The 12,393-nt window shown below is 72.0% G+C and carries 25 protein-coding genes; 3 read left to right on the forward strand and 22 right to left on the reverse strand.

Annotation, left to right across the window (positions count from 1 at the left end; genetic code table 11):
* Positions 1-45: 45 nt before the first annotated feature.
* Together ACLLJJ_RS20130 and ACLLJJ_RS20135 are read left to right on the forward strand one after the other, a co-directional pair.
* On the forward strand, positions 46-1,518 hold the full coding sequence (locus tag ACLLJJ_RS20130) for an MBL fold metallo-hydrolase (protein ID WP_434593394.1): 1,473 nt from the start codon (positions 46-48) through the stop codon (positions 1,516-1,518).
* The gene (locus ACLLJJ_RS20135; RefSeq protein WP_434593395.1) at positions 1,515-2,399 is read left to right on the forward strand and encodes a hypothetical protein; all 885 of its coding nucleotides are present in this window, start codon (positions 1,515-1,517) and stop codon (positions 2,397-2,399) included. The genes ACLLJJ_RS20130 and ACLLJJ_RS20135 overlap by 4 nt, the downstream gene beginning before the upstream one ends.
* 58 nt (positions 2,400-2,457) lie before the next feature.
* Here the strand turns inward: ACLLJJ_RS20135 and ACLLJJ_RS20140 are convergent, their stop codons facing one another.
* From ACLLJJ_RS20140 to ACLLJJ_RS20220, 17 genes are all read right to left on the reverse strand, one after another.
* Complete coding sequence (locus ACLLJJ_RS20140; RefSeq protein ID WP_434593397.1) at positions 2,458-2,817, reverse strand: VOC family protein; 360 nt, start codon at positions 2,815-2,817, stop codon at positions 2,458-2,460.
* 26 nt (positions 2,818-2,843) lie between these two features.
* A complete protein-coding gene (locus tag ACLLJJ_RS20145) occupies positions 2,844-3,224 on the reverse strand; it encodes a hypothetical protein (protein ID WP_434593399.1) in 381 nt (126 codons plus the stop codon).
* Positions 3,221-3,583 (reverse strand): hypothetical protein, encoded by a 363-nt coding sequence (locus ACLLJJ_RS20150; protein ID WP_434593401.1) that lies wholly within the window; start codon positions 3,581-3,583, stop codon positions 3,221-3,223. Before ACLLJJ_RS20150 ends, ACLLJJ_RS20145 begins: the two co-directional genes overlap by 4 nt.
* Before the next feature lie 23 nt (positions 3,584-3,606).
* On the reverse strand, positions 3,607-4,176 hold the full coding sequence (locus tag ACLLJJ_RS20155) for a hypothetical protein (RefSeq protein ID WP_434593404.1): 570 nt from the start codon (positions 4,174-4,176) through the stop codon (positions 3,607-3,609).
* 81 nt (positions 4,177-4,257) lie between these two features.
* Positions 4,258-4,668, reverse strand: a complete 411-nt coding sequence (locus ACLLJJ_RS20160) for a hypothetical protein (RefSeq protein WP_434593407.1) — start codon at positions 4,666-4,668, stop codon at positions 4,258-4,260.
* A 17-nt stretch (positions 4,669-4,685) separates the two neighbouring features.
* The gene (locus ACLLJJ_RS20165) at positions 4,686-5,039 is read right to left on the reverse strand and encodes a hypothetical protein (RefSeq protein WP_434593409.1); all 354 of its coding nucleotides are present in this window, start codon (positions 5,037-5,039) and stop codon (positions 4,686-4,688) included.
* Positions 5,033-5,191 carry a hypothetical protein gene (locus ACLLJJ_RS20170; RefSeq protein ID WP_434593412.1) on the reverse strand — a complete coding sequence of 53 codons (159 nt, stop codon included), beginning with the start codon at positions 5,189-5,191 and terminating at the stop codon, positions 5,033-5,035. The genes ACLLJJ_RS20165 and ACLLJJ_RS20170 overlap by 7 nt, the downstream gene beginning before the upstream one ends.
* The gene (locus tag ACLLJJ_RS20175) at positions 5,188-5,544 is read right to left on the reverse strand and encodes a hypothetical protein (RefSeq protein ID WP_434593415.1); all 357 of its coding nucleotides are present in this window, start codon (positions 5,542-5,544) and stop codon (positions 5,188-5,190) included. Before ACLLJJ_RS20175 ends, ACLLJJ_RS20170 begins: the two co-directional genes overlap by 4 nt.
* Positions 5,541-6,002, reverse strand: coding sequence for a hypothetical protein (locus tag ACLLJJ_RS20180; RefSeq protein WP_434593417.1), 462 nt, complete (start codon positions 6,000-6,002; stop codon positions 5,541-5,543). Before ACLLJJ_RS20180 ends, ACLLJJ_RS20175 begins: the two co-directional genes overlap by 4 nt.
* Before the next feature lie 85 nt (positions 6,003-6,087).
* Positions 6,088-6,309 carry a hypothetical protein gene (locus ACLLJJ_RS20185; protein ID WP_434593420.1) on the reverse strand — a complete coding sequence of 74 codons (222 nt, stop codon included), beginning with the start codon at positions 6,307-6,309 and terminating at the stop codon, positions 6,088-6,090.
* A complete protein-coding gene (locus ACLLJJ_RS20190) occupies positions 6,306-6,479 on the reverse strand; it encodes a hypothetical protein (protein WP_434593423.1) in 174 nt (57 codons plus the stop codon). Before ACLLJJ_RS20190 ends, ACLLJJ_RS20185 begins: the two co-directional genes overlap by 4 nt.
* 195 nt (positions 6,480-6,674) lie before the next feature.
* Positions 6,675-6,905, reverse strand: coding sequence for a hypothetical protein (locus tag ACLLJJ_RS20195; RefSeq protein ID WP_434593426.1), 231 nt, complete (start codon positions 6,903-6,905; stop codon positions 6,675-6,677).
* Positions 6,902-7,396 (reverse strand): DUF6011 domain-containing protein, encoded by a 495-nt coding sequence (locus ACLLJJ_RS20200; RefSeq protein WP_434593429.1) that lies wholly within the window; start codon positions 7,394-7,396, stop codon positions 6,902-6,904. Before ACLLJJ_RS20200 ends, ACLLJJ_RS20195 begins: the two co-directional genes overlap by 4 nt.
* Positions 7,396-7,881 carry a hypothetical protein gene (locus ACLLJJ_RS20205; RefSeq protein ID WP_434593432.1) on the reverse strand — a complete coding sequence of 162 codons (486 nt, stop codon included), beginning with the start codon at positions 7,879-7,881 and terminating at the stop codon, positions 7,396-7,398. Before ACLLJJ_RS20205 ends, ACLLJJ_RS20200 begins: the two co-directional genes overlap by 1 nt.
* Positions 7,882-8,319: a hypothetical protein gene (locus ACLLJJ_RS20210; RefSeq protein WP_434593435.1), complete on the reverse strand. Its 438-nt coding sequence runs from the start codon at positions 8,317-8,319 to the stop codon at positions 7,882-7,884.
* The gene (locus ACLLJJ_RS20215) at positions 8,316-9,779 is read right to left on the reverse strand and encodes a hypothetical protein (protein WP_434593438.1); all 1,464 of its coding nucleotides are present in this window, start codon (positions 9,777-9,779) and stop codon (positions 8,316-8,318) included. Before ACLLJJ_RS20215 ends, ACLLJJ_RS20210 begins: the two co-directional genes overlap by 4 nt.
* 75 nt (positions 9,780-9,854) lie before the next feature.
* On the reverse strand, positions 9,855-10,208 hold the full coding sequence (locus tag ACLLJJ_RS20220) for an endonuclease domain-containing protein (RefSeq protein WP_434593441.1): 354 nt from the start codon (positions 10,206-10,208) through the stop codon (positions 9,855-9,857).
* A 141-nt stretch (positions 10,209-10,349) separates the two neighbouring features.
* Here ACLLJJ_RS20220 and ACLLJJ_RS20225 point away from each other — a divergent pair, with 141 nt between their 5' ends.
* On the forward strand, positions 10,350-10,568 hold the full coding sequence (locus tag ACLLJJ_RS20225; protein WP_434593444.1) for a type II toxin-antitoxin system prevent-host-death family antitoxin: 219 nt from the start codon (positions 10,350-10,352) through the stop codon (positions 10,566-10,568).
* Between the two features lie 59 nt (positions 10,569-10,627).
* Here ACLLJJ_RS20225 and ACLLJJ_RS20230 read toward each other — a convergent pair whose 3' ends face one another.
* From ACLLJJ_RS20230 to ACLLJJ_RS20250, 5 genes are all read right to left on the reverse strand, one after another.
* On the reverse strand, positions 10,628-10,939 hold the full coding sequence (locus ACLLJJ_RS20230) for a hypothetical protein (protein ID WP_434593447.1): 312 nt from the start codon (positions 10,937-10,939) through the stop codon (positions 10,628-10,630).
* 72 nt (positions 10,940-11,011) lie between these two features.
* The gene (locus ACLLJJ_RS20235; RefSeq protein ID WP_434593450.1) at positions 11,012-11,398 is read right to left on the reverse strand and encodes a hypothetical protein; all 387 of its coding nucleotides are present in this window, start codon (positions 11,396-11,398) and stop codon (positions 11,012-11,014) included.
* A complete protein-coding gene (locus ACLLJJ_RS20240) occupies positions 11,395-11,652 on the reverse strand; it encodes a helix-turn-helix domain-containing protein (protein ID WP_434593453.1) in 258 nt (85 codons plus the stop codon). The genes ACLLJJ_RS20235 and ACLLJJ_RS20240 overlap by 4 nt, the downstream gene beginning before the upstream one ends.
* 125 nt (positions 11,653-11,777) lie before the next feature.
* A complete protein-coding gene (locus ACLLJJ_RS20245) occupies positions 11,778-12,020 on the reverse strand; it encodes a hypothetical protein (protein ID WP_434593456.1) in 243 nt (80 codons plus the stop codon).
* Positions 12,001-12,342: a WhiB family transcriptional regulator gene (locus tag ACLLJJ_RS20250; RefSeq protein ID WP_434593459.1), complete on the reverse strand. Its 342-nt coding sequence runs from the start codon at positions 12,340-12,342 to the stop codon at positions 12,001-12,003. The genes ACLLJJ_RS20245 and ACLLJJ_RS20250 overlap by 20 nt, the downstream gene beginning before the upstream one ends.
* Positions 12,343-12,393 lie beyond the last annotated feature (51 nt).

Here is a 12,393-nt window from a genome sequence, read left to right on the forward strand (position 1 = left end):
CCCCCGGCGGCCTGCCCGCCCCACATCCGACCCGGGAGGCTTCCCATGGACACACGGTTGCAGTTGACGTTCCTCGGCCATCAGACCTGGCTCGTCCAGGGTGGGGGTCGCAGCATTCTGGTTGACCCGGTCCTCGCGCCGGCCTTCGGCCTGCCGGGGCGGGCCGAGTGCCGGGTGTGGCCGCCGCGCACCGTCGACACCAACGCGATGCCCCAGGTGGACGCGGTGGTCCTGACCCATGAGCACCTGGACCACTTCCACTTGCCGTCGCTGGCGCTGCTGGACCGGGACACGCCGGTCTTCACCGGGCCGCTGCTGCCTGAGCCCGTCGAGGTTGCGATCACCCGCCTCGGGTTCACCGTGCACCGGATTGATCACACCAGCCCGATCGAGCTGGGCGACCTGCGCGTGAATCTGTATCCGGCGGGCGCGAAGACGCTGTTCTGGGAGGACCGCGTCGTCCAGCCTTGCATCCGGGTCGGCGACGGCTCCTCGGTGTTCATCGCGGTCGACGCCGATGTGTCCGATCTGTACCTCCAGCACGTCGCCGAGGGTGTCCAGCCGATGCCGCGGATGGCGGTGCTGTCGAACAATTCGCAGATCGTCCCGCCGGGGATGCCGGCCTCGTCGGTGAACCTCCTGCCTGGCCTGGACGGTACCCGGCACAAGACCGGTCTGAGTGTCTTGAACCAACTGCTTCTGGAAGTCCTCGCGCCGTTGGACGGTGTCGCGGACGTGGCGCTGTGCGGGAACGGGTTCGTGCCGCCCGCGTCGCCGCACGGGCCGTTCCTGTACTCCGACCACTTCGAGATGGCGGCGACGGCGAACCGGCTCCAGCACCTGTTCGTCGTGCACGGGCCGCGCCCCGGCAACCGTCTGTCCGTCCCGGCCTCCCCCTCCGAGGAGTTGACGAGCGACCGGGTGGACTGGGTGCAGATCGACGGGAAGTTCGAGCATGAGCAGCTCGTCGCGCACGCCGGGTTCGTCGCCGACCCCGGGCACGTCGTGCTCTCCCCGCTGGCCGACGAGCCCGCAGACTGGGACCAGGCGCTCGACGTGGTCATGGCCGAGCTGCCGCGGTTGGGCAGGGAGCTGCTGGCGACGAGCAGCGGCATCCTGGCGTGCAGCATTCATGAGTACCTGTCCGGGCCGCTCGGCCGGGACCGCGCGGTGCTGCGACTCAAGGATGGGCCCGGGGGCCACTTGCTCCAGTTCGCATGGGACGTCACCACGGCCTCGTTCGCTCCGGTCCCGGCGACGACCCGCGACGAGGCCATGGCGCAGTACCCGTTCGGCGCTGAGGTGTTCTTCCAGGACTACGTGGCGCTGCTGGAGGGTCGTCTCCAGGTGTGGGACGTCGCTGGCGGATCTATGGAGTGCTGGCACATCGGGCCGCCGCTGGACAGCCTGGTGTATGCGTTCTTCGGGATCTATGGCGAGCACCAGCGGCCGGACCTGGCGGCACGGTCGTACGCTCACCTGGCCGGTGACGTCGCTTTGCCTGCGGGCACCCGGTGACGGCCGCGCCGGCCACGGCCGCCGAGGCGCTGGCCGGTCTGGCGCGTATCCGCCCTGACGGGTGGCTGGCCACCCCGATGCCTACGGCCCGCGGGACCCTGCTGAATCGTGCCCGTAAGGCGCTGGAGGCCGAGCACCCCGGGTGGAACGGGCGGCTGCGGCTGGTCAGCTCGCGGTACACCGCCGCCGTGTTCGTGGTCAGCGACGCGTCGGGGCTGCGGGTCCTCAAGCTGCACGCTGATCCGGCCGGGTTCGCCGGGGAGACGCTGGCGTATGAGCTGCTGACGGGTACGGCGCCGGTCCCGCAGTTGTACGCGGAGAGCGAGCGGCTGTTGTCGCTGCTGCTGGAATATCTGCCTGAGCCCGCTGACTGGGGCGATCCCGGGATGGCGGGGGTCCTCGTTGAGCGGGTGGCCGCGGTGCACACGGCATCGCTGCGGCTGCCGCAGTACGCCACGGAGACGCTGGCCGGTTTCTCGCTGGGTCGGCGGCTGCTGGCCCCTGCGCCCGCGTGGATCGTGGATGCGGTGGCGTGGGGCGATGTGGTGGCCATGCACGTGGACGCGTACGGGCTCGGTCTGGTGCCGCTGGGGCATCTCGACCTCAAGCCGGATCATCTGCGGTTGCGGGCCGGGGGCGAGGTGGTGCTGTTCGACATCGAGACCGTGCGCCCGGACGTGACGGGACTGATCGACGTCGTCACGCTGCCGGCGGTCCTGCGGCAGGGCGGCCACGACTTGGCCCCTGATGAGGTGCTGGAGCTGTATCTCGATGCCACCACGGCTCGGGGTGGCCGGTGGACGGCCGGGTCGTTGCGGGACGCCTTGCGGGCGTACGCCGTGGCGACAGGGCTGGAGAGCTTGCACGGCCTGACCGGCTGAGGGTGAACATGCTGGTGCCCCCGCTGAGGGTCAGCGGGGGCACCGGCATGTTCGAGAGCTACGGGCCCTCGATGCCGATGATCGTTCCGAACGGGTCGCGGAGCTGCGCGATACGCCGTCCGGGCTCGATGAGCAGGGGGCCGCGGTGGTGATCGCAGCCTGCGCCGAGGAGGTGATCCCGGGCCTGGTCCAAGTCATCAACACCCCAGTACACGACGGGGCTTCCGCCGGGCGCGTTCCGCTCGGTGTCGGCAGGGTGGAACCCGAGCTCGATGCTGCCGGCCTGCACCCAGGCGTAGACGGCCCCGGTATTGCTGACGTCCGTTTTCACGGGGGCGTCGAGGACCTGGCCCCACCAGCGCGCTGAGATCTCCGGGGCGTCCGCGAAGACCATCACGATTCGTACGTCTTTGAACACCGGTTACCTCCAAGGGGGTTGCCATCCTAACGAGGCATGGTTCGGGGTGTGTGCTTCGCGCGCCGGCGGGGTGGCGGTCCGTACGGCGTCGCCCACGCCGGCCGATCTCGGCGGGCCGCGGTGGCCTGCTGGGCGACGGGGCGCATGGCGCGGGCGAGTTCGGCCATGGCTGCGGTCGCGGCCTGGGCCATCGGCCGGAACGCCTCCAGCATCGCGCGGACCGGGGCGAGCGCTTCGGCCATGACGGCGTGGGCCTCGGCGATGACGAGATCCGTGTGGGGGCCGGTCTCGCGGCGGCGGCGCTGGGCGACCGCGGTGACGGCCTCCTCGACGGTGAGGCCGCGGAGCCGGACGAGGCGGCCGATCAGCATGAGCGCGGCGCGGGCGCTGGCCTGCTCGGGGGTCATGTGCGCGGGTCCTTCCGGAGGAGATCGGGGGGCAGGTCGAAGGCCGTGCTGATCGCTTCGGCGACCTCGGCGCGGCGGTCGGGCGCGGCCGGGGCCGGCTCCGGCGGTTCGGGTTCGAGCGGCCCGGTCTCGTGCACGATGGCGGCGAATGCCTCGGCAATGGCGACGCTCAGGAGGCGGCGGGGAACGCGGGCGCGGTACTCGACCCGGACACCGGCGTCCGTGTCCGGACACGCGTTGTCCGGACGTGTCCGGACGGTGTCCGGCCTGGTGGGGAGAGGTCCGCAGTCGGACGTCTCGCCGACGATCCGGCCTGTCCGGACATGTCCGCCGGACGCGGGCGGACTGTCCGGGGACATGTCCGGACGCTGTCCGGGGTCGGTCACGAGTCGGCCGCCCGGCCGTACGCGGTAGGGCCCATGGGCGGCTGCGCCTGGTCGTGGATGACGAGCGGCACGGCTGACGTGAAGCCGCTGTTGTCCTCGCGGATGACCGCAGCGGTCTCCGGGGTGACGAGGAGTGGGCGGGTGGGGCGCGGCAGCCACATCGGGTGGTCGAGGCGGACCAGGAGGTGAAGCATCTCGGTCAGCCGGTGCGCCATGTACTGGGCGCACTCCGGGGAGAGGTCGAGCGCCCACCCGGCGTGGGACTGCTCCAGGGCGTACGCGATCTCGTGGACGGACGCGATGCGGACGCCGGGCGCCGGGTTGAGCGCTTCGTCCCACTGGAAGTCGCAGCGCTGGCAGCGCCGTTCCAGCCGCTTGGGGAGCGGCCCGCGCCGCACCAGACGGTTGTTGAACTCCTCAATGACGTCCAAGCACGCCGGCCGGTAGGCGGTGAACGCTTCGAGGTTCGAGCACATCGCGCACACGGTCTCGTCGCCGGAGAACGGCGGCAGCTGTACGGCGGGCTGCTCGGCGGTCGCGGGGCCGGTGGTGTCAGTCTGGGTCATCTGCGGTCCTTCGGTGGGCGGCGGCTGAACCACGCGAAGGGCCGCCGCCCCTCGCGTGGTGAGCCGGGGATGGTAGGGGGTTCAGCGGGGTGCTGCTCCGCGACTGCGCTCGTGTTCGATGACGTCGCGGCAGTTGACCGTCCGGCAGCCGTCTTCGACGTAGCAGCCGTGGACGCAGCGGTCCCGGTTGTACTGCGGGTCCTCGTCGCGGCGCGGAGCACGCCGGGCCGGGTCCGTGGGCCGCTTATGCCAACCCATCGGCTCGTCCTGGACGTCGGGGTCCCAGGCGGCGACGCTGTCCGCGACGACCTGCGGGTCCTTCGGGTAACACCACCCGTGGTCGTAGGCCCAGTCACCGTCTTCGTTCTTCGGCAGGGCGATCAGCCGGATGTTGAAGCCCTGCCAGATCCACAGATACCGGTGGGTGGCATCGGCGGCGAGTTCGTAGCCCTCCCAGTGCGTATCCAGGACGGGCGGCTCGTTCACCTTCACGGATTGGTCCCTTCGGGTTAGGGCAGGGCGCGGCCGGTGCGCAGCACGCGGATGATCTGCGCGGAGATGTACGCGGGTTGGTCGGGCGGGGCGAGGAGCAGCGCCAGTGTTCCGCCGGCGGGCGCGTCCGGGTGAGCGGTGGACCAGGACCACTCGGGCCGGTGGCCGCCCCACAGCACGTACAGGTGCTCACCTCGGGCGGCCGGGTCGGGCAGGCCGAAGGCCCGGCGGTCGAGCGGGACGACGACGCCGTGCTCGGTGGAGTGGACGCCGGACCAGCCGCAGCCGAGGAGGTCGGCGACGACCGCCGCGGTGAGGGAGGCCGGGACCTCGTCCCACCGCAGCGGGTCGCCGTACGAGCCGGTCACCATGCCGTGCTCACCGGGGCGTGGTCGGGCGGCGGCAGCTCGGACCAGCCGAACGGGTTCTCGCCCCGGTCCTGGTCGCAGACGACGGCCGCGAGCTGTGCGAGGCGGGCGTCCCGTCCTGGCGGCGGGGCCGGGGCGGGTGCGGGCTGGTTCACTGCGAGTCCTTCCTGACGAGGGCGGGGCACTGCGGGTCGTGGTGGCCGCCGAGGGTTGTCCACCAGCTCTCGCAGCGGCAGTTGGGCGGGATGGCGGTCGCGCGCTCGATCGCGACCAGGTCCTCCACGGGCCCGGCGTACGGGGCTCCGTGCCGGTACGTGGCGACCATGCGGATCAGGCGGGCGGCGTGCCGCGCCTCGCGGTGTATGCCGAGGAGCAGCCCCAGCGACGTCCCGAACAGACCGGCCGCGTAGAGGGTGTCCCCGGAGTCGAGGGCGGACGCACCGGCGTAGATCGCGACGAGGTACGTCACGCCGTACGTCGCGACCATTACGGCGCGGGCCGCGGTCACCGGATGTCGCCTTCCTCGCGGAGGCGGCGCTGCTCCAGCACGACATGCTCGGCGGCGACGGCCGCCATGGCGTACACCGCGGTGATGCCGTCGCTGAGTTCGTCGGTGCCGTTCTGCTCGGCGGACTTGGCGGCGGCCAGGAACAGGGCGTGCGCGGTGTCCTGGTCGCGGTTGGCCCACGCGGTGATGAACTGGGTCGCGAACCGGACCGGCGGCGGCAGGACATCGGCGCTGGCCCGACCGTCGGGGGTCTCGACCGCCATCCCGTAGAAGGTGTCGGGGCCGTAGGTGTCGCGGGCCTCCTTGGACGCCATCTCGGCGAGGGAGCCGAGGAGCGCGAACGTCGAGCGGGGTCCGGCGTCGACCATGGGCTGGAGCATGTCCAAGCCGCGCTGGTGGTCGCCGGTGGCTCCGTGCGACAGCGCTTCGAGGATGATCTGCGGGTCCGGGGCGGGCATGTTGGCGGGTCCTTCCAGTCGTACGGTGGTGTGGGCGCCCGCCCCCCGGGTCCGACGGGGGGGGTGGGCGTTTCGTGCTGCTCGGTCACCCGGGGAGGCCGTCGGGGCGCTCGGCGCCGCAGGAGCACGGCGGGCCGGTCAGGTAGTGGTTCGCCTTGCAGTTGTGGCAGCGCCACATGAACCCGGCGCGGAGCGCGACCCGCTGTACCGAGTTCGTCTCGGTGGCCGTCGTGCACTCGCCGAGGAGCATCACGACCGCCGCGGTGCGCGTCTCGGCGTGGTCCAGGAACGGATCGGGCGTGCTCACCGGCTGGCCTCCCGCTCGTCGCGCATCTCGCGGGCGACGTCGACGTCCGGCCAGTTGTCGACGCCGGCCGACTCCAGGCAGCCCAGCCAGGTGCTGCGCTCCTCCAGCTCGACGCGGTCTTGGGCGGGGTCGAGCTGACCGGACGCGGCGAGGCACGCGGCGATCACCACGGCGTCCGGGATCTTCCTGGGGAACGCGACGGACGGCCCGGCGTCCGGGAGGTCCAGTGCCGCAGGCCCTGAACTCGTTCACGATCGCCCACACCGCACCGGACTGGTGCTTGAGGAGGCCGCGCGGGTCGAGGGTGTCGCCGGTCCACCCGGCCTCGTCCAACGCTTCGGCGACGGCGATGCGGCTGTTCCACGTCATGAGGTGATCTCCAGTTCTTCCAGGGGCTGTTCAGCGTCGATGTGGGCGCGCAGCTCGCGCAGCCGGGCCAGAGCTCCACCATCGCGCCTGTTCAGGGCCCTACGGGCGGGTTCGGGCAGAGCGGCCCAGCAAGCGCCGCACAGGTACCAGCGGGACGGCTTCGGTGTCCGGCAGGCCCGGCACGCCGTCGCGGTGTACGCGCCGCGCGGCTTGGACTGCCCGGTCACTCGGTCGCTCCGGCGACGGCCGCCAGGTGCTCGGCGTGGAGCCGGCCGACCTCCGGGGTGCAGTACCGGGCGAGGACCGCCGGGTCCATGCCGGTGCGGCACTCCGGGCCGATGCCGAGGGTCTTCGACGTCTCGTCGCGCAGGGTCCGCCCGCAGCACCAGCAGCGGACGCGGAGGGCGGCGAAGCAGCGGGCGGCGACCTCCGGGGCGGCGCCGATCGCGGTGACGACCCGGTCCATGTACGCGCGGCGCGACGCGGACCAGGCCGCGACGAACAGGTCCCGCTCGTCGCGGTCGGTGGGTACGTCGGAGCGCCGGGGGATCTCCGGGCCGAACCAGGCTTTCGCCGGCCACGCCTTGAGCGAGTTCTTCCGCTCGGTGCGCACCCGCCGCCAGTACGTCATGGTGCCCGCGTCGTCGGGGTCCGGGATCGCGTAGTAGCCCTCGGCGATGGTGTCCAGCTCGGGCCAGTCGATCGTCGGGGCCGCCATCAGGCACCCGCCGTGTCGTCGCCGAACATGGTCGTCAGCTCGTCGGCGTGGGCGTCCAGCCAGTCGGCCGCGTACTGGCGGGCGAGGCGGGTAGGGACGCCGCCTTCCGCGTACATGGCGACCAGGTGCTCCAGGACCGTCCGGGTCTCCACGTCCGGGTTCGGCTCGTCGGCGACGGGCTTCCACAGCCGAACGATCTCGTGGCGCTGCTCGACCTCCTCGGCCTCGACGGTGTCGCTGTACCAGCCGTGATCGTCCGGGGGCGGGCCGACCTCGTAGTCACCTGCGTCGAGCTGTCCCTCGTACGTGACGGCGTAGGTCTTGTCGTCGTCGGTGCGGAAGACACAGCGACGCTGCATCGAGTACTTGAGCGTTGTCACCGGCTCGTCGGCGAGCACGGTCTCGCTGTACTCGATGTCCTGCGGGTCGTCCGGCGGGACGCCAAGGTCCGCGAGCTGGGCGCGGGTGAACTGCCTGGTGGGCATTCAGATCTCTCCTTCGTCGTACGGCTCGGCCGCCGGGGCGGCGAGCTGCTTGGTGGAGGGGTGACGGCCGCCGAGGACGAGCGCGCGGGTGACCGCCTGCGCTCCGAATCGTTGGGTGGCCGCGTCCTGGCCGTGCACCTGGAGGACCCGCAGGACCTCACCGGGCACGAAGTCTTCGGGGACCGGGCGGGCCGGCCGCCGCTGGCCGGTGCCGCACAGCAGGCACCCGTTGTCGGCGGTCGGGTCGACCGGCCCGCCGGGGTGCTTCACGCAGTGGTTCGCCCGCGCGTTGCCCTGGGCGGAGCGGACCAGGGCGCGGCCACGGTCCAGCTCGGCGGCGATGGCCGCCAGGGTCGAGTCGTTCACCTCGTGCCGGGCGGCGAACTCGCCCAAAGCCCGCAGGCACGCGCCCAGCGGAGGAAGGAAGTCGGGGTTCATACGGTGGCCGCCTGTCGCTCGTGGGAGCCGCCCTGAGCAGCGCGGGAGGCAGGCTTGGGGTTACGCCAGCCGCGCATGTGCCGCTGAACGTGGTGGTCGAGCATCACGCCGTACATGCCGGACTCGGCGAGGGTCGCCCGGAGGTGGTGCTCCTCGGCGGCCTCCGCCTCGGTCCAGGCATCCACGGCAGCCTGAGCGGCGTCGTGGGCCTGCCCGTTGGCCTCCCAGACGGCAGCAGCCTCGGCGACCGCGCGGGCGGCCTCCCGGCGCTCCTGGTGGCGCTCCTTGCAGGCCCGGCAGTCGCCACCGCCGATGATCTGGCCGTCCTCGCACGCCGGGTCGGGGCAGTCCTGGTTCAGGATCGCGGCGGCGAGCCACGAGTTCCGGTTCTTGATCCGGTCGCAACCCTCCGGGTTCTCGAGGCCCCGGCGGGGAGCAGAGCAGCCGGAGGCTGTGCACCGGTCGCAGCCGCGGTAGTCGGCCGCCGCCCGGGTCTCGGCGTGCTCGCCGTACCAGCGCCGGTTCAGCCGGGCGATGACCTGCTCCGGGGTCCGGCGCGGGATGCCCGCCGCGTTGCCGTCCAGCAGGTCGTTGATCGCCCGGTGGAGCCCGGGGAACAGCTTCGTGCCAGGAGCAGCAACAGCGGCCGGGAGCGCGGCCCGCACCATCTCGAATCCGGCGGTCTCCATGCGGGGCCGGGTCTTCGTCGTGGCCGGTCGCGGTGAACGTGTGCGCTGGGGAGGGAGATTCGGTTCCGACGCGGCGGAGCCGCTACCGGCCTCGCCGGTTTCACCAGCCGCGCCGTCGTCCGCGCCCGCAGACGCGAAACCACCTGCACCTTGGCCTACGGCGTCAGCCACAGCGCGGTTGTTCTCGGATGGTGACTCGGAAGGTGACTCAGAAGGTTGTGGGACTACAAGTCCCGGGGGTGGGGACTGCAAGTCCTGGGGGTGGGGACTAGTAGTCCCTGGGTCACCCCCAGGACTACAAGTCCCGGGGTCCTCCACCTGGGTGACCTTCTTCGGCCGCTTCGTGCCCTTGTCAGTGCGGGTCTTCTTGGGCGGTGCCGGGGCCAGAGCGGGCCGGTTCGCGGGGGTCAGCGGCGGCCGACCGAGGCCCGCACGCTGCTCGTTGATTTCGGCGAGCTGAGCGGGGCTCCACCACTCGGCCGGGATCATGACCTCCCAGATGACCGGCCGCTGCTCCTTCGGGATCGCCTGCCACGCCTTCGACTGGTGCGCCGTCTGCCGCTTGAGCAGACCTCGCTTCTCCATGTCACGGCACCGGCGGCCAGCCGTCTTCGCGTCGACCATGGCCTTGTCGGCCAGCGTCTTGTACGAGCGGAAGCAGTTGCAGCCGTCAAAGTCGCCCTTGATGACCAGGGCGACGAGGATCGCCCGCTCCTCGGCGTCGCACACCGGCGCGTGGTCGGCGGCCCACAGGATCGGATACAGGCTCATTGGGCCCTCACCGCCTGCGGGGCTGCTGCCGCGTCGCTCATGGTGTCTCTTCTCGGTCGTGCTTCGGGGTGGGGGTCAGATGGAGCGGGTCAGCCCAGCTCGGCGTTCCAAGCGGCTATGGATCGCCGCGTCCGCGAGCTGCAACGTCTCCTTGCTGGGAGCGCCGAAGGCGTTCAGGTGGTACGCCCGCGCCTTGGCCGCGAACGGCCGGGAGGCGGGCCCCCACGGGGCAGTGCCGTCGTGCCGCTGCATCACGGAGTTGCACCGGTCGCACAGGAGGCCCCGGACGAACCAGGCACCACCGCCCTGGAAGTGGTCGATGACGAGTTCACCGCGTGGTGTTTCGCGGTCCGGCCGGTTGCAGATCTCGCACCGCTCTTGGGCGCGGTCCCGCATGGCCTCGTACTCGTCGCAGGTCAACCGGTGCATCAGGTCATGCGTGCAGCGCAGGTCAGAGCGCCGCCTGTGCCCGTAATCCGCCCGTCGTGGACGTTCCGTGATCATGAGAGCCATCATAGCCCTTATGGCGCTCATGTACATATGGGGATGTCCATGACGTACAGTGGAGCCATGACCGACACCAGCACCAGGAATGAGCACGAGGAGCGCATCGCGGACGTGCGCAACTCCTTCGCCGAGGCGGTCGGCCGCGCCCGCTACAGCGGCGAGGTGACCGTGCTGACCAGCAGGGGCAAGCGAGCGGCGGCCATCGTTCCGATGGAGTTCTACGAACGAGCCCTCGCTGCCCTCGGTGAGACCGCGGTGCGGATCGAGAAGCAGGACGCCTGACCCCTGGCACGCCACAGGCCGCCCCGGACCGAGGCGGCCTCTTCGGCATGTCCGGGGCCTCATGACCGGCCCCTCCGGCGGTACGCGGCCAGGTCGGACACACCGGGCGGCGGCGTCCCCGGCCGCGCCGGAGCGGGCCCGCGACGCCGGGCCGAGCACGTTGCCACATGCGGGACGTGCAGCTTCTCCCAGGCCATGCGCGGCAGTTCCTCGGAAGGGCGCCGGGACCGGTAGGTGCCCGTCCCGTCCCGGTAGACCGCGCTGTTCCCCGTGTCGTCCGGTTCCGGGTCGACGGCGAGGCGCTTCCCGGCGTCGGTGAGCGTCCACAACACCTCGCGGTGGCAGTCCATACAGATGGCGTGCCTGGGCATCCGGAGTCTCCTTCCGTGGGAACTGCCGGAGGCCCGGGGCCGGTCGGCCCCGGGCCATGGGCCTGGTGGTGGTCAGTCGCAGAGGTCGACGTCGATGCCGCGGTGGCGCTTCGGCTTCTTGCTGGCGGTCGAGGACGGCGTCGGCGTCGGCTTCTTCACCGACGGGGCCAGCGCCGGGGGCGCGTCGACGGTCGGGCGGGTCGGCTGCTGGGGAGCGGCGGGGAGACGCTTCTCCAGCGACGGGGCCTTGCGTGCGGGCGCCGGGGCCTTCGGCGCGGGAGCGGCAGGGCGAGGCGCGGGCGGGCCCGGCTTGGCCACGGCCGCGAGGGCGAACCACCCGCACCCGTCGTCGTCATCGTCCTCGGCCGCGCCGCACGCGCTGAGGAGCACCACGAGCAGCGCCAGGAGGAACACCCCGGCCGTTACGGTCACGGCGAATCGCCGTTGGTCGGCGGTCACTTCTCGCTCGCCTTCGGGCGACGCCGGCGCGAGCGAAGCTCGACCTTGGCCTCCAGCAGCAGCGCCCGCGTCAGGCCGTACGACAGGTCGTGCTCGGCGGCCAGGGTGCGGATCGACGCGCCGCCGTTGTAGGCGTCGGCCAGCGTCGCCCGGAGCTGGTCACGGGCCTCGCCGCGCCGCCTGGGGCGCCGCTGCAACTCCTCTCGAGGGCCGCGTCGTTCCGGGGCCGCGGTAGCCATCTGGTCAGTGCTCATCGGTAGGGATTCCCTTCGTCGGGTGGTGGTGTCGGCGGCGCGAGCATCCAGCTCGGCCGCGGTGGTCACGAGCGACCGAAGCGACTCAGCCCGCCTCATGCGGGGGCGTTTCGGCCGTGCCCGGGTCACAGCTGCCCTTGGCCGCTGTAGACCTGGACGATGTGGTCGATGTCGGCCAGTGCCGCCTCGGCGCACACCTTGTCGGCGGGGATCTTCTTGGAGTCCCGCAGGTGCGTCGGCGCTCCGCAGTACCGGCACGGGCGCGCGTCCTGCGCGAAGTGCCAGGAGGCCGACCAGTCGAGGAGCCCGCCCGGGGGCAGGACCGGCGCCCGGCTTCCGGCAGCGGCTTTACGCCGCCGAGGAGGCACTGGCCCGCTCCCGTTCCTGACGGCGCTGCTTCTCGGCGGCGCGGCGGGCCTGGCGGAGCAGTTCCGCCCGCTCGTCCTCGTCCAGCCCGCCCCACACGCCGAAGTCCTCACGCTGGCTCAGGGCGTGCCCGAGACAGTCGGGGCGGACGGGGCAGCCCAAGCAGAACGACTTGGCGTAGGCGGCATCCACGGAGGCGGGCACGCCGCCCTTCCCGACGGGGAAGAACACGGCGGTCTCGATCCCGCCGCAAGCCGCGTCATCACTCCAGTGACGAGGTCGGGGCAGGCTGGTGTGGTCGGTCGGACGAGGGATGCGCGGCATCGGTCTGCTCCTTGCTTCGGCGTGGTCGCCGGACACCTCCGGACACGTCCC

The sequence above is a fragment of the Streptomyces sp. A5-4 genome, from assembly GCF_051131715.1.
In the GTDB taxonomy this organism is placed as follows: Bacteria; Actinomycetota; Actinomycetes; order Streptomycetales; family Streptomycetaceae; genus Streptomyces.